At 70.9% G+C, this 22,230-nt stretch carries 25 protein-coding genes and 1 tRNA gene; 16 read left to right on the top strand and 10 right to left on the bottom strand.

The annotated features are described in order from the left end of the window. Positions 1–886 precede the first annotated feature (886 nt). Positions 887–1,678, top strand: coding sequence for an SDR family NAD(P)-dependent oxidoreductase (locus AB0C26_RS14355; RefSeq protein ID WP_360246791.1), 792 nt, complete (start codon positions 887–889; stop codon positions 1,676–1,678). A 42-nt stretch (positions 1,679–1,720) separates the two neighbouring features. Here the strand turns inward: AB0C26_RS14355 and AB0C26_RS14350 are convergent, their stop codons facing one another. From AB0C26_RS14350 to trxA, 4 genes are all read right to left on the bottom strand, one after another. Continuing rightward, positions 1,721–2,212, bottom strand: coding sequence for a DUF4190 domain-containing protein (locus tag AB0C26_RS14350; RefSeq protein ID WP_360246790.1), 492 nt, complete (start codon positions 2,210–2,212; stop codon positions 1,721–1,723). Between the two features lie 63 nt (positions 2,213–2,275). Then, a complete protein-coding gene (locus tag AB0C26_RS14345; protein ID WP_360246788.1) occupies positions 2,276–2,683 on the bottom strand; it encodes a CoA-binding protein in 408 nt (135 codons plus the stop codon). 19 nt (positions 2,684–2,702) lie between these two features. Then, the gene (locus tag AB0C26_RS14340; RefSeq protein ID WP_360246786.1) at positions 2,703–4,595 is read right to left on the bottom strand and encodes an intein-containing Rv2578c family radical SAM protein; all 1,893 of its coding nucleotides are present in this window, start codon (positions 4,593–4,595) and stop codon (positions 2,703–2,705) included. Positions 4,596–4,702: 107 nt separating this feature from the next. Next, positions 4,703–5,065: a thioredoxin gene (gene trxA / locus AB0C26_RS14335; RefSeq protein WP_097318692.1), complete on the bottom strand. Its 363-nt coding sequence runs from the start codon at positions 5,063–5,065 to the stop codon at positions 4,703–4,705. A 389-nt stretch (positions 5,066–5,454) separates the two neighbouring features. On the opposite strand from trxA, the gene AB0C26_RS14330 reads away from it, so the two are divergent. The 7 genes from AB0C26_RS14330 (at position 5,455) to AB0C26_RS14300 (ending at position 10,499) form a co-directional block, all read left to right on the top strand. After that, a complete protein-coding gene (locus AB0C26_RS14330) occupies positions 5,455–6,087 on the top strand; it encodes an RNA methyltransferase (protein ID WP_360246784.1) in 633 nt (210 codons plus the stop codon). 64 nt (positions 6,088–6,151) lie between these two features. Continuing rightward, on the top strand, positions 6,152–6,832 hold the full coding sequence (locus AB0C26_RS14325; protein WP_360248227.1) for a DUF6758 family protein: 681 nt from the start codon (positions 6,152–6,154) through the stop codon (positions 6,830–6,832). A 10-nt stretch (positions 6,833–6,842) separates the two neighbouring features. Continuing rightward, a complete protein-coding gene (locus tag AB0C26_RS14320) occupies positions 6,843–7,121 on the top strand; it encodes a hypothetical protein (protein WP_360248351.1) in 279 nt (92 codons plus the stop codon). A 9-nt stretch (positions 7,122–7,130) separates the two neighbouring features. Then, positions 7,131–7,988 (top strand): PH domain-containing protein, encoded by an 858-nt coding sequence (locus AB0C26_RS14315; RefSeq protein WP_360246782.1) that lies wholly within the window; start codon positions 7,131–7,133, stop codon positions 7,986–7,988. A 70-nt stretch (positions 7,989–8,058) separates the two neighbouring features. Continuing rightward, positions 8,059–8,910, top strand: coding sequence for a PHP domain-containing protein (locus AB0C26_RS14310; protein ID WP_360246780.1), 852 nt, complete (start codon positions 8,059–8,061; stop codon positions 8,908–8,910). Between the two features lie 52 nt (positions 8,911–8,962). Beyond that, positions 8,963–9,580 carry a MarC family protein gene (locus AB0C26_RS14305; protein WP_360246778.1) on the top strand — a complete coding sequence of 206 codons (618 nt, stop codon included), beginning with the start codon at positions 8,963–8,965 and terminating at the stop codon, positions 9,578–9,580. A 91-nt stretch (positions 9,581–9,671) separates the two neighbouring features. After that, complete coding sequence (locus AB0C26_RS14300; RefSeq protein ID WP_360248225.1) at positions 9,672–10,499, top strand: PD-(D/E)XK nuclease family protein; 828 nt, start codon at positions 9,672–9,674, stop codon at positions 10,497–10,499. 161 nt (positions 10,500–10,660) lie between these two features. Here the strand turns inward: AB0C26_RS14300 and AB0C26_RS14295 are convergent, their stop codons facing one another. Together AB0C26_RS14295 and AB0C26_RS14290 are read right to left on the bottom strand one after the other, a co-directional pair. Beyond that, on the bottom strand, positions 10,661–11,521 hold the full coding sequence (locus tag AB0C26_RS14295) for an oxygenase MpaB family protein (protein WP_360246776.1): 861 nt from the start codon (positions 11,519–11,521) through the stop codon (positions 10,661–10,663). A gap of 55 nt (positions 11,522–11,576) precedes the next feature. Further along, positions 11,577–12,005, bottom strand: a complete 429-nt coding sequence (locus tag AB0C26_RS14290) for a Fur family transcriptional regulator (protein ID WP_360246774.1) — start codon at positions 12,003–12,005, stop codon at positions 11,577–11,579. Between the two features lie 162 nt (positions 12,006–12,167). Between AB0C26_RS14290 and AB0C26_RS14285 the strand changes: the two genes are divergently transcribed. Further along, positions 12,168–12,641 carry a DUF2231 domain-containing protein gene (locus AB0C26_RS14285; protein ID WP_360246772.1) on the top strand — a complete coding sequence of 158 codons (474 nt, stop codon included), beginning with the start codon at positions 12,168–12,170 and terminating at the stop codon, positions 12,639–12,641. A 10-nt stretch (positions 12,642–12,651) separates the two neighbouring features. Here the strand turns inward: AB0C26_RS14285 and AB0C26_RS14280 are convergent, their stop codons facing one another. Next, the gene (locus AB0C26_RS14280; protein WP_360246770.1) at positions 12,652–12,984 is read right to left on the bottom strand and encodes a translation initiation factor 2; all 333 of its coding nucleotides are present in this window, start codon (positions 12,982–12,984) and stop codon (positions 12,652–12,654) included. Positions 12,985–13,048: 64 nt separating this feature from the next. Here AB0C26_RS14280 and AB0C26_RS14275 point away from each other — a divergent pair, with 64 nt between their 5' ends. Then, on the top strand, positions 13,049–13,225 hold the full coding sequence (locus AB0C26_RS14275) for a hypothetical protein (RefSeq protein ID WP_203777796.1): 177 nt from the start codon (positions 13,049–13,051) through the stop codon (positions 13,223–13,225). Positions 13,226–13,297: 72 nt separating this feature from the next. Here the strand turns inward: AB0C26_RS14275 and AB0C26_RS14270 are convergent, their stop codons facing one another. From AB0C26_RS14270 to AB0C26_RS14260, 3 genes are all read right to left on the bottom strand, one after another. Further along, on the bottom strand, positions 13,298–13,564 hold the full coding sequence (locus tag AB0C26_RS14270) for a hypothetical protein (protein ID WP_360246768.1): 267 nt from the start codon (positions 13,562–13,564) through the stop codon (positions 13,298–13,300). Positions 13,565–14,526: 962 nt separating this feature from the next. Further along, positions 14,527–14,883, bottom strand: a complete 357-nt coding sequence (locus AB0C26_RS14265) for an FmdB family zinc ribbon protein (protein WP_360246766.1) — start codon at positions 14,881–14,883, stop codon at positions 14,527–14,529. A gap of 110 nt (positions 14,884–14,993) precedes the next feature. Continuing rightward, the gene (locus tag AB0C26_RS14260; RefSeq protein WP_360246765.1) at positions 14,994–15,581 is read right to left on the bottom strand and encodes a 5-formyltetrahydrofolate cyclo-ligase; all 588 of its coding nucleotides are present in this window, start codon (positions 15,579–15,581) and stop codon (positions 14,994–14,996) included. Between the two features lie 81 nt (positions 15,582–15,662). On the opposite strand from AB0C26_RS14260, the gene AB0C26_RS14255 reads away from it, so the two are divergent. From AB0C26_RS14255 to AB0C26_RS14230, 6 genes are all read left to right on the top strand, one after another. After that, positions 15,663–17,582 (top strand): diguanylate cyclase, encoded by a 1,920-nt coding sequence (locus tag AB0C26_RS14255; RefSeq protein ID WP_360246763.1) that lies wholly within the window; start codon positions 15,663–15,665, stop codon positions 17,580–17,582. Between the two features lie 48 nt (positions 17,583–17,630). Then, positions 17,631–18,545 carry a UTP--glucose-1-phosphate uridylyltransferase gene (locus tag AB0C26_RS14250; RefSeq protein ID WP_360246761.1) on the top strand — a complete coding sequence of 305 codons (915 nt, stop codon included), beginning with the start codon at positions 17,631–17,633 and terminating at the stop codon, positions 18,543–18,545. Next, positions 18,542–19,849 carry a gephyrin-like molybdotransferase Glp gene (glp, locus tag AB0C26_RS14245; protein WP_360246759.1) on the top strand — a complete coding sequence of 436 codons (1,308 nt, stop codon included), beginning with the start codon at positions 18,542–18,544 and terminating at the stop codon, positions 19,847–19,849. The genes AB0C26_RS14250 and glp overlap by 4 nt, the downstream gene beginning before the upstream one ends. After that, complete coding sequence (locus tag AB0C26_RS14240; protein WP_360246757.1) at positions 19,846–20,478, top strand: GNAT family protein; 633 nt, start codon at positions 19,846–19,848, stop codon at positions 20,476–20,478. Before glp ends, AB0C26_RS14240 begins: the two co-directional genes overlap by 4 nt. A gap of 134 nt (positions 20,479–20,612) precedes the next feature. Beyond that, complete coding sequence (locus AB0C26_RS14235) at positions 20,613–21,341, top strand: hypothetical protein (protein ID WP_360246755.1); 729 nt, start codon at positions 20,613–20,615, stop codon at positions 21,339–21,341. Positions 21,342–21,429: 88 nt separating this feature from the next. Then, positions 21,430–21,503: transfer RNA gene (locus tag AB0C26_RS14230), tRNA-Ala, on the top strand. The last annotated feature ends 727 nt before the right edge of the window (positions 21,504–22,230 follow it).

Below are 22,230 nucleotides of genomic sequence, written 5' to 3'. Positions count from 1 at the left end.
TGCCTTGCCCTTGGCGCCTTGCCCGTCGTGCCTTGCCCTTGGCGCCTTGCCCGTCGTGCCTTGCCCTTGGCGCCTTGCCCGTCGTGCCTTGCCCTTGGCGCCTTGCCCGTCGTGCCTTGCCCTTGGCGCCTTGCCCGTCGTGCCTCGCCCTTGGCGCCTCGCCCTCATGTCGTCGCGCCGTCGCCTTGGCGCCTCTTGGCTCGTCTTCGTACCTCGCGGGCTCGCCCCTCCCTCGCGCGCCCCGCCTTGTCGCGGATTTCCATTCCGCGTTCCTTGTGGGCTGAACTTCCTTCCCCAAGCCAGCTGGTGGGTTGGGCGGCGACCGCAGCACGCTGGCGGTGCAATCGGCCGTGGGTAGCGGCGTGAAGGTCGGCTTCAGCCGGAGCACCGCGTAGTGGTCGGACTGGGCGGGAGGATGCCGGTAGTGGAGGAGGGCTCGAGGGAGCAGCATGGTCAGTGGCGCGACGGGAACCGTGTGGTGAGTTGGGCTGGGCGTGAGGATTGTCGGTAGTGGAAGGAGGGCCTGCCGAGCAGCGTGCTGAGTGGCTCGTGGTGAAAGCGGAGAGACAAAAGACGCGCATGTGACAGAAAGCGCGCCGTCGAGGAGGGCTGTCACGCCAGGAGAGCGCGGCGTGGGGTGGTGGCGGCGGGTGCAGGGCTTCATCCCGTACCGCGGAACGTGCGTGAGTGAGACGGGGAGATGGCGTGGCGGGGGTTGAGACTTAGGCGGACCACGGGTGCGCCACGGCGGGGGCGATGTTTGCTCTGGGTGAGGTGACGGGGCAGGATCGCCGCAGGGTTCCGGTGCGGAGCGTGGCGGTGGGGCCGTTACTGGGGGCCGCGCAGGGTGTGCCGGTTTTAGATGTCTGGTGGGATGGGGATCTACGTGGAAGCGACGGAACCGGAAGAGGCGCCGGTCACGCTGCGGCTGGACGGCAAGGTTGCCCTGGTCACCGGGGCCGGCAGTCCGGACGGCATCGGCTATGCGACGGCGCGGCGGCTGCGGGATCTCGGGGCCCGGGTGGCCATCGTGTCGACCACGCGGCGTATTCATGAGCGGGCGTCGGAACTCGGAGTGACCGGGTTCGTGGCCGATCTGACGGATGAGGCCGAGGTCGGTGCGCTCGCCGACGCCATTTCCGACCAGCTCGGTGATGTCGAGGTGCTGGTGAACAACGCCGGACTGGCCAGCCGGGCCAGCCCGGAGGTGCTGCGGCCGGTGGCGCAGTTGACCTACGACGAGTGGAAGTCGGAGATCGACCGGAATCTCAGTACGGCGTTCCTGTGCAGCCGGGCCTTCCAGGGCGGCATGGCCGAGCGCGGCTGGGGCCGGATCGTGAACCTGGCGGCGACCGCCGGGCCGGTGAACGCGCTGCCGACCGAGGCGGCGTACGCGGCGGCGAAGGCCGGCGTGGTCGGCCTGACCCGGGCCCTGGCGATGGAGCTGGTGGCCGACGGGGTGAACGTCAACTGTGTGGCGCCGGGGACGATTTACACGGCGGCGTCGACGGTCACCGAGATCAAGCAGGGTCTGGGTACGCCGATCGGGCGACCGGGCACTCCGGACGAGGTGGCGGCGGCGATCGCCTTCCTCTGCTCGCCGGCCGCGTCGTACATCACCGGGCAGATGCTCGTGGTGGACGGCGGCAACAGCGTGCGCGAGGCCGAGTTCCGCTGAGGACCCCGCGGGCCGGCCGGGTGACCGGCCGGCCCGCGCGGATCACGGCGAGGTGCTTCCGCTGCTCGCGACGGCGATGCCGAGGATGATGTAGCCGACGCAGACCAGCACGCCCAGGGCGGTGAAGATGTAGCCCAGCCACAGGCCGGCGGTGGCGAGGCCGTCGCCCTGCTCGCCGGTCTGGCGGATCTGCTTCTTGGCGATGTGCCCCATGACGATCGCGGCCGGCGAGAAGATGAAGGCGAACACCAGCGCCAGGATGGCCAGCGTGTTGGTGCTGGTCACCGGCTGGTAGGGCGCGCCGTAACCGGGCTGGGCGCCGTAGGGCTGGCCGTAGCCGGGCTGGCCGTAGCCCGGCTGACCGTAGCCGGGCTGGCCGCTGTACGGCTGCCCGCTGGACGGCTGGGCCCCGTACGGCTGGCCGCTGGACGGCTGCGCGCCGTACGGCTGTCCGCTGGTCGGGTCGTAAGGCTGCTGCCCGTAGGGCTGCTGCGGCTGGTATGGGTCCGGCGTGCCACCGGGGGGATAGGTCATCAGGTCCTCCTCGTTCCCCGGCACGGTACTAGCCGGGGTACAGGGGAGAACACGGTAGGTGACTTATTCGAGCTTGGTGAGCTGCCCGACCGCCCGCTCGACGGCGAGGCAACGGTCCTCGATGTAGTCGATGCCCGCTTCCTCGGCGATCCGCCGCGCCTCGGCCGAGGCGATGCCGCTCTGCAGCCACACCGCCGGCGCTTTGATCGCGACCGCCTGGCGGACCACGTCGACCGCGTCGTACGAGGGCCGGAAGACGTCGACCAGGTCGATCGGCTCGTCGATGTCGGCCAGGGTGCGGTACGCCTTGACCCCGAAGATCTCATCGGCGTACGGGTTGACCGGGATGATCCGCCAGCCGTGGCGCTGCATCTGGAGCGGTACGGAATGGGAGGGCTTCCATGGATCGCGGGAGGCGCCGACCACCGCGATGACATTGGCCTCGGCCAGGATCTGCTGTGCGCTCCTCATGCCCTCGACTGTAATGCGATCACAGCAGCGTCAACTGCTCCGGCCGCTCGGTCTCGGCGATCGCCCGGGCCTCGGCCGGGGTGGCCCGGTGCAGCCCGTGCCGGCGGGCCGCCATCCGCACCCGCGCCACCACCTCGTGCTGATACGACTGCGGTGAGTACGAGCCGTTGCCGTACAGCTCGCGGTAGCGCGGGGCGAGTTCCGGATGGGTGCGGGTCAGCCAGGACGCATACCACTCGCGGGCACCCGGCCGCAGATGCAGCGGGAGCGGCGTGACGCTGGTGGCGCCGGCGGCCGCGATGGCGGCGACGGTCTCGTCGATCGACTCGTCGGTGTCGGTGAGGCCGGGCAGGATGGGCGCCATCAGGACGCCGATCGCGAAGCCGGCGTCGGTGAGCCGCCGGACCGCGTCGAGCCGCCGCCGCGGGCTCGGCGTGCCCGACTCGACCGCGCGCCAGGCCCGCTCGTCGACGAAGCCGACCGAGAAGGAAAGACCCACCCGGGTGACCTCGGCCGCCTGTTTCAGCAGTTCGAGGTCGCGCAGGATGAGCGTGCCCTTGGTGAGGATGGAGAACGGGTTCGCGTGGTCGCGCAGCGCGGCCAGGATCTGGGGCATCAGCTTGTAGCGTCCCTCGGCCCGCTGGTAGACGTCGACGTTGGTGCCCATCGCGATCGGGGCGCCGGACCAGCGGGGCGCGGCGAGCTCGCGGCGGATCAGCTCGCCCGCGTTGACCTTGACCACGATCTTGGAGTCGAAGTCGTGTCCGGTGTCGAGGTCGAGGTAGCTGTGTGTGTGCCGCGCGAAGCAGTTGTGGCTGACCACGCCGTCGGCGATGAAGTCGCTCGTGCCGGTCGTGATGTCGAACAGCGGCAGGGTGAGACCGAGGTCCTCGATGTCGACGACGGCGAGTTGACGGCCGGCCCGCACGCCGACCCCGGACGCGTCCAGCGGCGCGCCCTCGACGCCGGTGAGGTGGCGGAACCGCAGGGCGGCCCAGAGGTCACGGTCGAGCTCGACGACGCCGTTGCCGCGCACCGGGCCGCGGCTCGGCAGGCCGAGCTGGGTCAGCGCCTCGGTCACCCGGCTCAGGAACTGGCGATCGGCGCTGGTGAACGAGATGGCCAGCCGGTCGGCGCGGCCCACCGAGCCGAACGCGCCGGCCAGAAAGCCCCGGCGCCACCCGTCGGTGGGCGTCTCGGGCCAGCGCAGCGCTTCGTGCAGCGGAACGTCCTCGAGGTAGCGCTCGGCGCGCTCCCGGGCCCGGTCGAGGCCGGCGGTGTCACCGCGGACCAGGCCGCAGAGGAAACCGGCCTGATAGTCATGTGACTGTTTGGGCGGCTCGGCGAAGCGGCCGACGCCGAACATCAGATCGCCGACGGCCAGCGCGGGCTGGTGGGCCTCGGCCGGGCTCACGTGTCGCCAGCCGCGGGCGGTGAGGAAGCGGTGGTCGCCGCTGGCGACCAGCCGGGTGCCGTCGGCCAGGGTGACCCGGAAGGCCGGTTTGGTGGTCGACCAGTGGTCGAGCACGGTGGTCGGCACATACCGCCGGCAGGCGCCGGCGCCCATGGTGCCCATGATGGCGTCGCCCCGGCGCAGCTCGGCCAGCGGGCGGCTGGTGCCGTCGGCCATCAGGATCGGCGTGTCGCCGGACAGGCAGTACGAGCAGGCGTGCGAGCACCCGCGATAGGGATTGACGGTCCACTCCCACTCGAACGGCACCCGCGAGGCGCCCGGCACTCGGTTGATCAGGCTTTTCGCCTGGACCTCGTAGAACGTCATGCCGGCGAAGCCGGGGGTGTCGAACGTGCGGACGGTGGCACCGGGCAGCGCCAGCGGCAGGGGTGGAGCCGCCGGCGCTGCCCTGTCGAGGAGCGAGCCGTCCGCCGAGATCGACAGGTTGGACCATCGCATGGCGGATATTCGAACACGTGTTCGATGCGCCTGTCCAGTCGAACACGCGTACCAACGAAAAACCCGCCGGCCCAGGCGGGCGGCGGGTTTCCGAGGTATCTATGTGATCAGTGGCTGTGCGCGGCGAGCTGCTGGCGCACCTCGTCCATGTCCAGCTTCTCGACCTGCTCGATCAGGTTCTCGAGGGCCGACTCGGGGAGCGCCCCGGGCTGCGAGAAGACGATGACGCCGTCGCGGACGGCCATGATCGTCGGGATCGAGCGGATGTCGAACTTCGCGGCGAGCGCCTGCTCGGCCTCGGTGTCGACCTTGCCGAACGTGATGTTCTCGTGCTTTTCCGAAGACCGCTCGTAGGTGGGCGCGAAGCGAACGCACGGCCCGCACCAGCTAGCCCAGAAGTCGACCAGGACGATTCCGTCCTTGCCGGTCACCTCGTCGAAGTTCTCAGCGGTCAGCGCAACCGTCGCCATGATGTCTCCGTCCACGGGAATTTGGCTTTCGTGCGGTGAAACCCATCCGTCCCACTCGCCATTCCCGCCTCCGGGGCGGATGACACGTGGTCTGCAGCACGAATTCGGGACACGGGGTGGGCCGTAGGCCACCCATCGTAACGATAGGTGAGGGGAACGCTCTGATTAACCAAGCAACTCGCGGCGCCCGATTTGTCACAGGTTTTAGAGATCCATCTTGCCCAGGGTAATAGGCAACAAACTTAAATGTGACCTGGGTCACAGCTGAGCTTTCTTCACATAGATACGGACGGTAAGGCAGACTTGCCCCACCAAAGCGTGGGCGGCGGGTGCCGGGGAGGGCCCCGCCGCTCATTGCGTCTCCCGGTGGATGGGTACCGTAACCGCCCATGATGATCGGTGAGGACGAGTCCGCCGAAGTGGGCGTCGGCCCCTGGCCCGGGCAGTGGCCCACCGACGAGCGGTACGACCCGGAACTGCTGGCCAACGGCGATCGCCGCAACGTCGTGGACCGCTACCGATACTGGCGCCGCGAGGCCGTGGTCGACGATCTGGACACCCGCCGGCACGGCTTCCACGTCGCCATCGAGAACTGGCAGCACGACTTCAACATCGGCACCGTGGTGCGCAACGCGAACGCCTTTCTCGCCGCCGAGGTGCACATCGTGGGGTCACGCCGGTGGAACCGCCGTGGCGCCATGGTCACTGATCGTTACCAGCACGTGCGGCACCACCCGACCATCGAGGAGTTCACCGGCTGGGCGGCCGGGCAGGACCTGCCGGTGATCGGGATCGACAATCTGCCGGGTTCACGGCCGATGGAGACCACGACGCTGCCCGAGCGCTGCGTGCTGCTCTTCGGCCAGGAGGGGCCCGGGCTCTCCGAGGCGGCGCGGGGTGCGTGCGCGGAGCTCTTCTCGATTGCCCAGTACGGCTCGACGCGCTCCATCAACGCGGGAGTGGCCAGTGGCATCGCGATGCACGCCTGGATTCGCGCCCACGCGGGACCCCCGCCCGGGTGAATCTCGCTGATACGTCCGGGTTCTGCGGATCCGCTTGACGAGGGCCCGCGCGGGCCGCACGGTAGTGGATGTGGGTGTCACGGTGAGTTGCCCCAGGTGTGGTGCACAGGTTCGGAAGCCGGACCTGATGCACAGCGACTGGCGCTGTGACAACTGCGGTGATGTGCCCCCCTTCCACGTGGCCGAGCACATCAACGCGGACATCGTCGACAGCATGCTGCGACGGCAGGGCTCGTCGCCCGAGAAGGTGCCGTTCTGGTGCCCCTGGCCGCTGCCGGCGGGGTGGATGGTCACGGGAGTCGGCTGGGCCGGCGACGACCGCCGCGGCGTGCGCGCCACCGCGGTCGCCTGCAGCGGCCCCGAGCCGCTCGCCGGCGGGCCGGCCGACGTCATGTTGATCGCCGAGCAGCCGGGCGTCGGACTGGGCACCAGATTCGCCGGAATCCCCGGCATCGACCCCGGCTATCTGATCGCCGAAGCGCTGGCCGATCCGAGTGGCCACCCTGGACCGCACGCCAAGATCAAGGCGGCTGGACACCCCACTCCACTGTGGTGCGTCAAGTCCCCGGAGGATCGAAGTGCGTACGTGAGTGAGGCGAAAGGAATGTGGCTCTATGCGGTAGCGTGGCCCGCAAGCGCGGGCTACTTCCTCGCGGAGCACGTCGTGCTGCACGACCTCTCCGAGGGGGTGCCGTCCGAGCTCGTGTACGGAGCGCCGTCACCGTGTCTGCACGGAAAAGCCTGAACGCCGGGCCTTGACCTGCGGGGACGGTATCGGCTTTTCGGCCACATTGTTCACACCGAGCGACGAAGCTGATACCGTCAGTACTGCCGCGGCGCTGACCGTCACCCGCACCCACAGGAGAAGGCCCGCCATGATCAAGAAGGTTCTGACCTGGCTTGGTATCGCGTTCTTGATCTTTTTCATCGCCTTCAACCCGAACTCGGCCGCATCGGTCTTCGAGTCACTCGGAGGCACGATCGCCGATATTGCCCGGGGCTTCGGCACGTTCTTTACGAACCTCGTCGCTTAGCATCACCACATGGGTGGTCCTGCTGAGCCGCGCGAGCCTCGAGGCGAGGGCGCAGGCCGCCCTCCGGAGGACGACGAGAACTACGGGTACAACGACGAGGCGTTCGACGACGTGTCCACGTACGCCCGGCGCCGTGCCTATTCGGACGGTCCTGGCTATTCGCCCGACGCCGGCTACTCGCCTGACGCCGGCTACTCTCCCAGTGCGGGCTACGCCTCCGACGGTGACCTCGGCGACGAGTACGAGCGCCCGGTCATCACCGAGGAGGAACTCGCGGGCCTCGGCCCCGAGGGCGGCAGCGGTCCACGGCGGGTCCTGCCCCTCGAGGACGAACCGACCACACTGGTCGCCCGCTATCTCTTCCCGACCGAGCGCTACCGCGGCGAGTGGAAGAGACATTGGATCAGCCTCTCCACCCCGCTCGGCATCGGCGCCGGCGCGACCCTCGCGCTGGGCTACCTGGCCGGCTTCCTGACCCGGCAGAACGTCAACGGTCTGGTGACAGTGGCCGTCCTGATCTGGCTCGGCGTGATCAGCTGGGTCGCCTGGAAGGTCTTCGACTGGTACTTCGACCGGTTCATCCTGACCAACAAGCGGGTCATGGTCGTCAACGGCATCGTCACCCGCCGGGTGGCCATGATGCCCCTGTTGAGGGTCACCGACATGAAGTACGAGCAGTCGGCGCTCGGCCGCATGCTCAGCTACGGCACGTTCGTGCTCGAGTCGGCCGGCCAGGACCAGGCGTTGCGCGAGGTCAAGTACCTGCCCAACCCGAATGAGCTCTACCTGCGCGTGGTCGAGGAGATGTACGAGCCGCAGGCCGTCGAGGCGCGACTCGGCAAGGACAGCGAAGGCGACGACGCATAGCAGTGCGATGTGACGTACGGATCGGGCTGTCGAGCGGCAGCCCGATACACGCGGCCGGTAGCGTTCTCAGGTGACCCGAATCGACCTGCACTGCCATTCGACCGCCAGCGACGGCACTCTGACCCCCGCTGAGCTGGTCAAGGCGGGCGCCGAGGCCGGTCTGGACGTCATGGCGATCACCGACCACGACACCACCGGCGGCTGGCAGGCGGCCGCGGCGGCCCGGCCCGAGGGCCTGCAACTGGTGCGCGGGGCTGAACTGTCCTGCCGCTGGCACGGCGCCGAGCCGCCGATCGCCCTGCACATGCTCGCCTACCTGTTCGACCCGGACGAGCCGCGGCTCGCGGGCGACCTGGCCCGGCTGCGCACCGACCGCGAGCAGCGGGCCGAGAAGATCGTGAACAAGCTGGCGGCCGACGGCGTGCCGATCACCTGGGAAGAGGTGCACGGGTACGCGGCGGGCGGTTCTGTCGGACGGCCGCACATCGCCCAGGCGCTGATCCGGGCCGGGCTGGTCCGGACGACGACCGAGGCGTTCCATTCGCAGTGGCTGGGCGCGCGATACTTCGTACCCAAATCGGACCTTGATGTTTTTGAGGCCGTGCGGGCCGTGCGGGCCGCCGGTGGGGTGACGGTGTTCGCTCATCCGCGGGCGACGGTGCGCGGGCGTGTCGTGCCGGACCGGCTGATCGTCGAACTGGCCGACGCGGGACTGTTCGGGCTGGAAGCCGACCACGAGGACCATTCGCTCCAGGAGCGGGCGCACGTGCGGGCCCTCGCGGAAAGCCTCGGCCTGGTCGTGACCGGATCGTCGGACTTCCATGGAACCCACAAGACGGTGCGGCTGGGTGCGTTCCTGACGGCTGCCTCGGCGTACGAGAAAATCGTCTCCGCCGCCACCGGCGTGCCTGTGCTGGGGTGACGCTGGACGCATGGAACTGCGGGGCGGCGCCTGAGACCCCTACCTTGATCGGGTGAATCTCAAGTTCCTCGGCGAAGTCTTCGTGACCCTCTTGGTGATCGTCGACCCTCCCGGCATGGTGCCGGTCTTCCTCGCGCTGACCGGGACGATGGCGGCCAAGGACAGGGTGCGGGCCGGATCGCAGGCCGTGCTGCTGGCGCTCGGCGTGATCGTCGGCTTCGCGGTGGCCGGGCAGACCCTGCTCGACTACCTCCACGTGCAGCTGCCCGCGCTGCAGGGCGCCGGCGGTCTGCTGCTCGTGCTGGTCGCGTTGCAGCTGCTCACCGGCAAGACGGACGAGCCGGCCGAGCAGGGCGGAACCAGCAACGTGGCGCTCGTGCCGCTGGGCACTCCATTGCTGGCCGGGCCGGGCGCCATCGTCGCGACCATGCTGTTCGTCCAGCGTGCGGAGGGTTTCGACGAGTACCTGGTGATCGCGATCGGCATCCTGCTCGTCATGATCACGGTCTGGGTGGTGCTGCGCTTCTCCGGCGTAATCGTGAAACTGCTGCGCCCGGCCGGCATCGAGGTGCTGACCCGCATCGCCGGTCTGCTGCTGGCCGCGATCGCCGTGCAGCTGATCGCCGACGCGGTCGCGGCCTTCGTGGAGATGTACGCGGCGGCCTTCTGACGGCGGTTCTGTCGTACCCGCCTGGCAGGATTGCACGGTGCCTCCCACCAGATCCCGCACCGGTGTCCCCGAGCAGCTCGGCTTCGACGGCATGCCCGAGCGGCTGTTCGTGTGCACGCCGAGCAAGCTGGGCGCGTTCACCGACTGCCCCCGGCGGTACAAGTACGCCTATGTCGAGCGCCCGGCCCCGCCCAAGGGCCCGCCGTGGGCGCACAACTCGCTGGGCGCGAGCGTCCACACGGCGCTGAAGAACTGGTACGGCCTGCCGGCCGACCGGCGAGACCCGAGCGTCCTGCCCAAGCTCTTGAAGAGCACGTGGGTACGCGAGGGCTACCGCGACACCGATCAGGAACGGGCCGCCTACCGCGCCGCCCTGGGCTGGCTGGAGACGTACGTGTCCGGCCTCGACCCGGAGGACGAGCCGCTGGGCGTCGAGCGCACGGTGGCCGCGAAGACGGCGGTGCTGGCCCTGAACGGCCGGGCCGACCGGATCGACTCGCGCCCCGGCCCGAACGGCCCCGAGGCGGTGATCGTCGACTACAAGACCGGCCGTACGGGCACGGACGCCGACGACGCGCGAGGCTCGATGGCCCTGGCGCTTTACGCGTACGCCGCCCAACGGGTCTTCCGCCGCCCGAGCTACCGGGTCGAGCTCCACCACCTGCCGACGGGCACGGTGTCGGCCCACGAACACACCGAGGAGTCCCTGGCCCGCCAGGTCCGCCGAGCCGAGGACACGGCCCGCGACATCATGGCGGCCGAACGAGCGGTGGCCGCGGGCGCCGACCCCGACACCGAGTTCCCCACGAACCCGGGCCCGCTCTGCGGTTGGTGCGACTTCCGCAAGATCTGCCCGGCCGGCGCGGAGACTCCCGCCAAGGAGCCCTGGGCCGCGGTCTCCCACCTGACGACTCCCTGACCCGCGCGCTGTCCCTCCCGACCCCTTGGCCTCATTGTTTGCGGCGTTCGGCCTGGCCGAGTTTTGTCTCGCGCGGTATCCCTTAACCCTTGGGCGCGGCGGGCCGCCTTCTCGCCTCGCGGATTCTGCGCCCGTCGGTGGGATGGGGTTCGGGGCGGCGGTCAGGCGGCGGCCGGTTGGGCGGCGCGGGCGAGGGCAGCCTGGCGCATGGAGCTGTCGCGGTAGCGGCGGGGCAGGGTGGCCAGGATCGTGGAGAGCAGCAGGCGCAGCCCGCGGATCGAGAGGTCGGCCGTCACGTCGGTGGTGGGCCAGCCGAGGCCGCCGTACAGGCGACGGGCCCAGGGCGGGAGCAGGGCCACCGCGGTGCCGGCTATGCCGAGGTACGCCCAGCGGGTGGGTCCCAGGGTGAGTCCCAGGCGGAGGGCCCGGGGCCCCCACGTCTGCGGGACCGGCGGAACCGTCAGGAACAGGGCTGTCTCGGCGGTGTCGCGGGTCATGCCCAGCTCGGGGCGGACGGCGTCGTAGTAGGCGGCCACCTCGGCCGCGGTGGCGGGCACGGTGGCGGGGTCGAGGCCGACGAGTTCGGCCGCCCGGAGCTGTTCGGTGTAGTAGCGGTCGATCTCGTCGGGGGTCAGCCGCAGGCCGGCCCGGGTGGCCGTGGTCAGGAACGACTCGACCTCGGTGATGTGGACCCAGCGGAGCAGGTCGGGGTCGTCGACGCGGAACGTCTCACCGCTGCGCGGGTCGACGGCGGTCATCTTGGAGTGCAGGCGGCGCAGGCGGCTGGAGGCCCGCTCGACCTCGTCGGTGCTGCCGTAGATCACCGTGGCCACGTAGGCCGAGGTGCGGGAGAGGCGGCCCCACGGGTCGGCGCGGTAACCGGAGTTCTGCGCGACGCCGGCCACGGCGCGGGGGTGCAGCGCCTGAAGGTAGAGGGAGCGGAGACCGCCGAGTATCAGGATCGGTTCGCGGTGCAGTTTCCAGGTGACCGAATCCGGTCCGAACAGGCCGACGTCGCTCATACATCCAGACTGCCACGCGAACGGCCGAAAGTTGAACCCGTTCAGATACCGGAATTCACGCCTCGTCGTCGCGGCGCCTCTGGCAGGCCGGGCAGAGACCCCAGAACGTCACCTCGGCCTCGTCCAGCTGGAACCCGTGGCTGCTGGCGGGGGTGAGGCAGGGGCGCTCGTCGACCACACAGTCGACGTCGGCGATCTCGCCACAGCCCCGGCAGACGATGTGGTGGTGGTTGTCGCCCACCCGGGCCTCGTATTTGGCCGGGCTGCCGGCCGGCTCGAGCCGCCGGGCCAGGCCGGCGCGGGAGAGAGCGCCGAGCACGTCGTAGATCGCCTGGGTGGAGACGGAGTCGAGGCGTACGCGGGCCCGTTTGGCGATCTCCTCGACCTCGAGATGGCCGCCGCCGGTGAGGATGTCCAGCACGGCCAGGCGCGGCTTGGTGACACGCAGCCCGTGGTCGCGCAGCAGGTCTTCACCGTTCGGCATCGGTCAATGACAGCACGGATCGGTTGAATCCCCAACCATTGTGCGCGGGAATACCTGCGAGAGGTGAACCAGAAGCCGACCATGGGCGTAAGCGGACACGAGGACATTTGCGCCGTCAGATACTTCTAAGCTGTCGGCCGACCCGTTCGATGAGGAGGCGTCGTGTTCGACCAGATCAACGGCCTGCCGGTGCATGCGCTCGTACTGCATGCCGCGGTGGTGTTCGTTCCGTTGCTGGCCCTGGGGGCCATCGCCTACGCGCTGGTGCCGCGGTGGCGTCCCAAGCTGGGCTGGGCGGTGGCGCTGCTCGCGGTGGCCGCGCCGGTCTCGACGTTCGTGGCGAAAGCCTCGGGTGAGGAGCTCTACGACCGCCTGATCGGCCAGGGCCTGAGCGGCCGGGGCAAGGAGATTCTCGACGACCACATGAGCTACGGCTCGCGTACGTTCTGGTTCACGCTGGCCCTGGGTATCGCCAGCCTCGTCGTGGTCGCCCTCACGTGGCGCCGAACCGGCCGCCTGCCCCTGATCGGCGAGGCCGTCAGCGCGGTGGTGCTGGTCGTCCTGGCCCTGATCTCCGGCTACTACGTCTACAAGACGGGCGACTCGGGCGCCACCGCCGTGTGGGGCACCTACTAGCCCGCTCCCCTCAGAAGATGACCCGGGCGCAGAGCAGGCACATGAGGATCAGGGCGATGGCCCCCGCGACCAGGCCGACGCCGTAGGTCACCGTGCGGGCCGAGCCCTCCGACTCGTCGAGCGCGTCCATGTCCTGCCCGGGCATGCTGCGCGGGGGCGGCGGCTGGGAGATCGTGGGCGGCCGCCAGTGCGGTGACGGCGGGGTGGGCCGCGGCGGTCCGGGATAGCTCGCCTCCGGTTTCGGGGCGGTCCCGGAGGGTTCGGGGGCCGGCCCGGGCACGGGAGAGTCAGGATCCGGTCGCTGCCAGTAAGAGTCGTCCGGGACGCCGGTGGGGCTGCTCACGTTCACCGACGGTACAGCCGAAGGGGGAAGACTTCCGCAGGGGCGCGGGCCTACCCTCTTAGGCGTGGACATCCTGGATGAGCCCGAGCGCGACTTGGACGGCGAACGCGAGGTCGACTTCGAGTCCGAGGAGGCGCCTGTCCTCCCCGACCAGACCCGCGACGACACCGAGCGTGGCTGGGGCGAACGCTCCTTCGACAACGACGAGCGCCTGCTCGAGGACCGCCCGCCCCACTGGTGACCGCACGCCCACCGCGGCCGGAGGAGCCTTCGCAGGCCCCGCCGGCCCACCTCGGCGTGGCCGCCCACCGTGTCAGCCGGGGCGAATGAGTACGGCAAAGCCGTGGTTCGGCGTGGCGACTGCGCGTTCTGCCTCGTCGGGGGCCAGGGCCAGCAGCAGGCCGCCCGTCGTAGGGTCCGAGGCGCCTGTGACCGTCAGGACGAGAGCGGCGGCGGCCACCGAGGTGGTGGTGCCCTTCTCGTCCAGGCGGAGCAGGTCGACCCGGTTGCCCGGCTTGACCAGCGAGAGCGCCGTCGGATCGGCCAGCCGGATCGGAACGCCGACAGTGCCGGAGGGCACGGCGCCACCAGCCGTGCCCGAGCCTGGGTTATCCGGCGCCGCGGCAGGGTTCCCCGACCCGGGGATCGGGTCATCCGGCGGGCCGGCCCCAGAGGTGCCCGGCGGGCCGCCGTCTGAGCCGTTCGGCGGGGCGCCGTCTGAGCCCGCCGCCGCAGCGTCGACTGAGCCCCCCGGCGGGGCGCCGGAGGAGTGGGTGCCGTCGGCGGGTGGGCGGGTGGCCACTGCGTTGCCGGGTGGGGCGCAGGCCGGTGGGGGTGACCACGACACCAGGGCGGCGAGGGTCAGTAGGGCCGCGACTGCCGCGAGGCGTAGCAGCGTGCCGCGAGCCGGCCGACGCCGCCGCACGGGATCGAGGCGCCCTTCGCCGCTTTCGCGGCTTGCGGTCCCGTGCGGCTGGGGGATGGCCCGGCCGAGCCGGGACTTGCTCGGTCCGGCCATCGTCCTGTCCCCTCTCGCTCGCCCTGGCGTCGTGGTCCGGCGCCGGGACAGACGTTAGGCGGGAGAAGAGATCGCTCGCTCCGAGCCTGTGGACAGCCCGAGGTTGTGGATAACCAGCGACAACTCAGCTGATTTTGGTAGGGGCGCCTCGTGGAGGTGGCTGAGCGGAGAAAGGCGCGGCGAGGAAGAGGGCGCCGGCCCAGTCGGGAAGGGCGCCGGCCGGGCGGGAAGGACGCTGGTACGGGCGGGAGGGCGCCGGCCCGGGCGGGGGAGGGCGCTGGTACGGGCGGGAGGGCGCCGGCCCAGGCGGGGAGGGCGCTGGTACGGGCGGGGAGGACGCTGGTACGGGCGGGGAGGACGCTGGCACCGCGGGGAAGGCGCCGGCCCAGGCGGGGAGGACGCCGGCCCAGGCGGCGAGGACGCCGGCTTAGGCGGGGAAGGGTCGCCGGCACGTGGCGGGAAGGCCGTGCTGTGGATACGCGGAATCGCGCCAGGGGGGAGCCTGGCGCGATTCCGGATGAGACTCAGGAGGCGGCGGGCGCCTTTGTGGTCGTCGAAGACGAAGACGAGGACGACGACGTCGAAGATGACGACGACGAGGTCGAGGTCGAGCTTGCGGACGAGTCGCTCGAGGAAGCCGGCGTGTCGGACTTCTTCGTGGCCTCGCCGTTGCTGGTGGAGGACTTCTCGGCGCTCACGTTGCCGGAGCGGGAGTCGTTGCGGTAGAAGCCCGAACCCTTGAAGACGATGCCGACCGAGTTGAACACCTTGCGCAGCTTGCCGTCGCAGTCGGGGCACTCGGTCAAAGCCGGGTCGGAGAACGACTGCACGGCCTCGAGCTGGTGGCCGCATTCGGTGCAGGCGTACTGGTAGGTAGGCACGGCTCCTCCGGATCTTTCGGCTGTTGGCACTCGCCAACTCCGAGTGCCAATGTTGCGCCATCGGAGGTCATTTCGTCCACTCGAACGGCGGGTTGAGCGTTGGGCGGACGTCACTTCCGGGTCAGGAATAGACCACCGTGTGGCGTGATGACCCCGTGCACCGGCCGATCGTGCGGCTCCGCCGGCACCTCGTCCAGCAGTTCGCCGTCGTGCAGCAGCGCCACGATCAGCGGCCCCGGGGAGATGCGAGCCAGGGCCCGGTCGTACGACCCTCCGCCGCGCCCCAATCGCAGGCCCTGGCGATCCACCGCCAGCGCGGGCACCAGTACCAGGTCGGCCTGCCGGATGCTTTCCACGCCCAGCCGGGGGCCGGTCGGCGCGAGGAGGCCGCGTGGCCCCCGTTCGAGCGAACCGGAGTGCAGGGCCCAGTCCAGATCTCCGTCCGGCAGCAGCACCGGGAGCAGGACGCGCGCGTGCGCCGCCAGCGCGGTGATCAGTTCCGGTCCGCCGGGTTCCGTGCCGATCGGGACGTAGGCGGCGATGGTGGCCGGTTGCTCACGCCGTACCAAAGCAAGCACTTGATCGTGGAGAAGAGGGGCCGCCGAGGCGGGCGCCTGACGCCGGGCGGTGAGCAGGCGACTGCGGAGTGCGATCTTGGCGGCGCGAGATCCTTCCGCGTCACCGGTTAAATCGGGCATGCAACACCCCCTTTTGAAAAGCGGCAAACGGTGCACACTATGTCAGCATCGCTCCAAAGAGGGCCACTTCCGGGAGGATGCGTGACGCTACGTGGCCGACTCACTACAGCCTTTTTGGTGGTCGTGCTCGGTCCGGTCCTGCTCGGGTCCATCTTCGTCGCCCTGACCGTCACCACGGTGAACCGGGATCGGACGGCCGAGCGGCTCGACCGGGCCGCGACCACCGTGCGTACCAGTGTCTCCGCCGCCTGCCGGCAACTTCAGACGGCGGCCGACGCCGTGGCCGTGGTGCCCGAAAGTGATCGGGCCGCGGTGGCCGGCCAGCTGATCGCGCGCGGTCTGGCCACCGGCATCGACATCGGCGCCCCGGAGACCACCGGGCCGAGCTGCTCGGCGAACGGGCGCGGCGCCCTCACCGCCGCGTCGGTCGTCGGCGACACCACCATCGCCGCCTCGCAGACCGTCGACGGCATGTTCCTCGACCGGCTCAGCGCCGCCAGCCGCACCCGCGTGACGCTGACCGGCCCGAACGAGACCGGCCAGACCCGGCGCGTCGCTCCGGAGCCGGGCCAGCCCCTGCCGCTCACGATCACCGTGCCGACGAACCGGCCCACTTTCCTGTACGCCGTACTCCCGGCCCTCGTGCTGGCCGCGGCCCTGGCCGCCGTCCTGGTCGCGCGCTGGCTCGCCCGCACCACCACCCGCCCGCTCGGCGACCTGGCCTGGGCCGCCGACCGGGTGGCCGACGGCGACCTGGACACCCGCGTGCCGATCCCGCGCCCGGACGAGCTCGGCCGGCTCGCCGCCACCTTCAACCGCATGACCCGCGAGCTGCAGGCCTACGTCCAGGCCCTCACCGCCAGCCGCGACCAGCTCCGCGGGCACCTGGCGATCCTCGGCGAGACGCTTTCCAGCACCCATGACCTCCAGCGGATACTGCAGGTCATCCTGCGCACGGCGCTCGCCGCCACCGGCGCCCGGGCCGGTCTCGTCCTGCTCATCGACCCGGTGAGCGGGCAGCTCGTCCCGCAGTGCGGGGTCGGCCTGGCCGGCACCTGGGACCTGCCCGACGCCGACCTGCCCAAGCAGCGCCTGCCGGTCGGCGAGGGTGTGCTGGGCGGGGTCGCCGCCAGCGGGGAGTCACGCCGCGGGCGGGGCGAGCTCGCCACGGCCGAACCGCCCTGCCTGAGCTACGTCGCCGTGCCGATCCGCGCGCCCGCCGACGCCGAGGACGGACCCGGCACCCTCGGCGTCCTCGCCCTCTACGACCGGGTCGGCGGTGACTGTTTCGACGACGCCGACCTGAGCACCCTGCGGACCTTCGCCGGACAGGCCGGGGTGGCCGTGCACAACGTGCGGATGCACGAGGAGGCGCAACGGCTCTCGTTGACCGATCCGCTCACCGGCCTGTGGAATTACCGTTACCTGCGTGAATCGTTGCGCCGGGAGGTGGAGCGGGCCAGCCGCTTCGGGCGGATGCTCACGGTTCTCGTGCTCGACCTGGACCACTTCAAGGACGTGAACGACACGTACGGGCACGCGGCCGGCGACGCGGTGCTGAGCGAGTTCGCCCGGCGCATCCGGATCGGGCTCCGCGAGGTGGACGTGGCGTTCCGGCAGGGCGGGGAGGAGTTCGTGGTGCTGCTGCCGGAGACCGACGCGTACGGCGGGGCGATCGTGGCCGAACGCCTCGGCGCCGCCGTGCGGGACCGGCCCGTGCCGATCGATCCCCTGCGACCCGACGACATGCTCATCCCGGTCACCGTGTCGATCGGCGTCGCCGTCTTTCCCGAGCATGGCGCCGCCGCGCCGCAGGTGCTGGCCGCGGCCGACGCCGCCCTGTACGCCGCCAAGCGGGCCGGCCGGGACACGTATCGCCTGGCCGAGGCCGCAGATGTGACCAATTCGCGGGTTTCCCCCACAGTTCATGAAGGAAACTTGGATCCCCAGACGGCCGTGCCGACCGGGCCACGGCCGCCGGGGCACAGACATGGCCGATAGTCTCGCTGCATGTCACGGGCTCGATCGACTTGAAGGTGCGGTGATTCGATGACCTCGAACGCGCAAGCGTCCGGCCGCCGGGCGGTGAAGGCTGTCATCCCCGCGGCGGGTCTGGCTACGCGATTCCTGCCCGCCACCAAGGCCGTACCCAAGGAATTGCTGCCCGTCGTCGACCGTCCCGTCCTTCAGTACATCGTGGAGGAGGCGGCCGCCGCCGGCATCACCGACGTCCTGCTGGTCACCGGCCGTGGCAAGACCTCGATGGTCGACCATTTCGACCGCCGGCCCGACGTCGAGGCGCGTCTCGAGGAAAAGGGCGACAAAGAGAGGCTTGCGGCCGTACGCCGTACGAGTGAGCTCGCGGACATCTACACCGTCCGTCAGGGCGAGCCGCTGGGTCTCGGCCACGCGGTCGGCACCGCCGCCTCGCACGTCGGCGACAACGCGTTCGCCGTCCTGCTGGGCGACGAGTTCCTGGAGGAGGACAAGCCGCTCCTGCCCGCCATGCTCGACCTGCAGGCCCGCACCGGCGGCATCGTGCTCGCCCTGGGCGAGGTCAAACCCTCAGAGACTTCGCGGTACGGCATCGCCTCCGTGCAGCCGTCGGACGAGGGCGACGACGTCGTACGGATCACCGGCCTGGTCGAGAAGCCCGCGCCGGACGAGGCGCCCAGCAACCTGGCCGTCCTCGGCCGCTACGTCCTGCCCGCCTCGATCTTCGAGGCGATCGCCGACACCAAGCCCGGCAGCGGCGGCGAGATCCAGCTGACCGACGCCATGGCCCAGCTGCTGGCCGACGGCACCCCGGTGCACGGCATCGTCTACCGCGGCCACCGGTACGACACCGGCATGCCGCTCGGCTACCTCCAGACGGTCGTCATGCTGGCGGCCAAGCGCGACGACCTGGGCGAGGAGTTCCGGAGCTGGCTGGCCGAGTTCGTCGCCGGCGGTGCGAGGGGATGACGGCCACGGCCGATGCCGAGGCGGCCGCCAACGAGCTGAAGCCTCTCGCCGAATACCTGGGCAGCGTGCTGCGCAGGCTCCGGCCGCTGCCTCCGCTCGACCTCGACCTCACCCAGGCACACGGCAACACCCTGGCCACCGACGTGCTGGCGCCGCACCCGTACCCGGCGTTCGACCAGGCGGCGATCGACGGGTACGCGGCGCGCTGGGAAGACCTCAGCGGCGCGGGCCGGGTCGGCTCGCACCCCTCCTCCTTCGGCCGGGTCGAGGGCCGGCCGGTCCGGCTCAACGTGGTCGGCGACCTCGGCGCGTCCAGCTGGCGCCCGGTCCGGCTCTCCCCGGGCACGTGTTTCTCGGTGGCGGCCGGCGCGCCGCTGCCGATCGGCGCCGACGTGGTGGTGCCGGTGCACTGGACCGACCAGGGCATGGCCGCCGTGGAGATCCTGCACGCGCCGAAAAGGGGCTCGGGTGTACGCCGGGCCGGCGACGAGATCGCCGTCGGCCAGGTGCTCGCCCCCAAGGGCGCGTACGTCACCCCGGCCATGGTGGCGACGTTCGCCGCCTCCGGCATCGGGCACGTCGTCGTCCGGCCCAGCCCCCGCGTGGTGGTCGTGGCCACCGGCGACGAACTGGTCGACGTGGGCCGCCCCAGCCAGCCCGGGCAGATCGTCGACGCGAACTCGCACGCGCTGACCGCCGCCGCGGTCGAGGCCGGCGCCCTGGCGTACCGCATCGGCATCTGTGACGACGACCCGGAAGGCCTCCGCGGCCTCCTGGAAGACCAGACCCTGCGGGCCGACCTGATCATCACCACCGGCGGGACCGGCACCGGCCCGGGCGACATGCTGCGCCGGGTGCTCTCCCGCCGCGATCCCGGCCGCGGCGCCGTCGAGTTCACCGACGTGGCCCTCTGCCCCGGCAGCACCCTCGGCTTCGGCACGGTCGGCGGCGAGGAGGTGCCGGTGATCTGCCTGCCGGGCGAGCCCGGCTCCGCCCTGATCGGCTTCGAAGTGCTGGCCCACCCGGTGATTCAGCTGCTGGCGGGGGCCGAGCCGGTGTTCCGCCCGAGCGTCAAGGCCCACCTGCTGGAGACCATCTCCTCGCCCGGTGGCCTGCGCGAGTTCCGCCCCGCGTTCGTCACCGAACGGCGCGGCGGGGGACACACGGTGCAGCCACTGGCCGGTGGGCCGTACACTCTCTCCGGCCTTGCCGAGGCCAACGGCCTGCTGGTCCTCGGTGAGCGCGTCACCACGGCGGCCGCCGGCTCGACCGTGGACGTGTTGCTCCTCGACCGGAGGCGATGATGCTGGGGTCCACGCCCGGATGGCCTGCCGTCCTGGCGGACGGACCCGTCGTGCTGCGCCCCTACAAGCGCAGCGACGGCCGCGCCTGGTCCGAAGTGCGCACGGCCAACCAGAAGTGGCTGGCGCCCTGGGAGTCCGCCCCGCCCGGCCCGTGGGCCGAGATGAACTCGGCGCGCGCCTTCGGCTACGTCTACCAGGACATGAAACGCTCGGCCCGGCGCGGTGAGAGCATGCCGTTCGCGGTCTGCCTGCAGGAGAACGGCCGGGAAAGCCTGGTCGGCCACCTCAACCTCGGCAACATCGTCCGGCGGGCGTTCAGCTCGGCCTACGCCGGCTACTGGGTCGACCACCGCGTCGCCGGCCGCGGCGTCATCCCGACCGCGCTGGCCCTCGCGGTCGACCACGCCTTCGGCCCCGGCGGACTGCACCGCATCGAGGTCAACATCCGGCCGGAGAACAAGCCCTCCCGCCGCGTCGTCGAAAAGCTCGGCTTCCGCGAGGAGGCCTACCATGAGCGCTACATGCACATCGACGGCAGCTGGCGAGACCATCTCGGATATGCCCTGACCAGCGAGGAAGTGGCCGCCGAGGGCGGTCTGCTGGCCCGCTGGCGCCGCGTGCGCGCCTGAGGAGGCCCCTGACACGCCCGGCGCGCCGTGACCATTTCCGCAGCTCGCGCCCGTAGCCTCGGGGAGATTGGGTCTTGCGGTCCGTGGCCGGGAGTTGTAAAGCGGACCGCCCGTAGCTGACGGGAGGGGTGAGGGTGCCGACCTCGGTGCTCCTCGCCGTCCTCACCGCGGCCGGTCTGCTCGCCCTCGCGCCCGCGCTCGTGCGCCGGTACGACGCCACCGAGCGACTGGCCGCGGAGCGGGCGTCGTCGACGGCGAGGGTGCTCCAGCGCCACCGCCGTCGCCGCACCGTGCCCGGACGCCGACCGATCAACCCGGGCCGGCTGGTCTCGGTTACGGTCTCGCCGTCCTCTTCGCCCCAGAAACCCAAGCTGCGCCTGGTCAAGCCGGGCCGCCGCCCGGTCCGGCGCCCGCCGGCCCGCCGGCACACCCCAGCGGTCGTACGCCGTCGCCGGGTCTTCGCGGCGCTGATCCTGCTCAACCTGATCGAGCTGATCGGCGTGCTCGCGGTCGGCCCCGGCTTCTGGATCGGCTTCGCGGTCACCTTCACGCTCCTGGTGATCGACCTGTTCCACCTGCGCAACCGAGCGATAGCGGACCGCCGACGCCGCCGCGAGGAGGCCCGCGAGGCAGCGTGGCTGGCGGCCCGCCAGGCCGAGGTACGCCGCGAACAGGCCCGCCGCCAGGCGGCCCGCCGCGAGGCCCAGCGCCGCTTGGCGGCCCAGAAGGAGGCGGTACGCCGCGCGGCGATGGGCCTGGACCAGGACCTTCCCCCGGCCGCGACAGCGTCGGTCTCCTACCGCCGAACGGGCGGCCTGCGGGGCCGGGCCTACGAGGCGGGCGGCCGCCACCACACCGCCTGAGCGGCGTTGTGGGGGTCGGTTCGCGGGAAGCCTGCGCAACCTGTTAGCCTTGCTGCGGTTCCACGGACAGCGTCCGAGGGATCGGTAAGGGGCTGTGGCGCAGTCTGGTAGCGCACCTCGTTCGCATCGAGGGGGTCTGGGGTTCAAATCCCCACAGCTCCACGAGACGCTGGGCGCCCTCTGTCCGCTGAAAAGCGCGGACCGGGGGCGTCTCGTCATATCTGCTCCGGGGCCGAGCCCCGGAAACCCCACGGTGTCGGCGTTGCGGTTACCGGTCTGCTCCGGGGCCGAGCCCCGGAAACCCCACGGTGTCGGCGTTGCGGTTACCGGTCTGCTCCGGGGCCGAGCCCCGGAAACCCCACGGTGTCTGCGTTGCGGTTACCGGTTTCGTCGCGGTTCTGTTCGTGAAGGCTTCCGCTGGTTCTCGGCCGGGTTGCGCGGTCGTGTTGCGCTTCCTTTGCCCCTGGCTCTGCGGATGGCTCGGCGTCGTCGCCAGTCCCGATAGAGCGGCTGCACGGATGGGGCCAATCTCCGCCATGGCGCCAACTCCAGGGCGAGGATCATGAGGGAGCCGGCCAGACCGGCCGCGACCCCCGCGATGAAGAACGAACGCTGGTCGGTGACCGCGAGCGCGTCCGCCGCGAAGATGGCGCGTGCTGCCAGACGATCGTTCGCCTCCCACTGAAGTGTTGCCGTGTCCTCGAACTCGGGGACCGCCTCTTCGGTTCTGGCCCCTTCCAAGCGGTCCCCTCGGTGCCGGTGATCCGCAGTCGTTCAGGCCCGGACCCCTTCAGGTCCACGCATGACCCACAGTCCCGTTCCCGACTGCGTTCGAGCTCCTTGAGGTCGACCTGACCTTCGAGAAGCCGAACGTCGACGGTACGGATTC

The sequence above is a fragment of the Actinoplanes sp. NPDC048796 genome (assembly GCF_040650035.1).
GTDB lineage: Bacteria > Actinomycetota > Actinomycetes > Mycobacteriales > Micromonosporaceae > Actinoplanes.
This window is presented reverse-complemented; position numbering and strand designations above follow the sequence as displayed.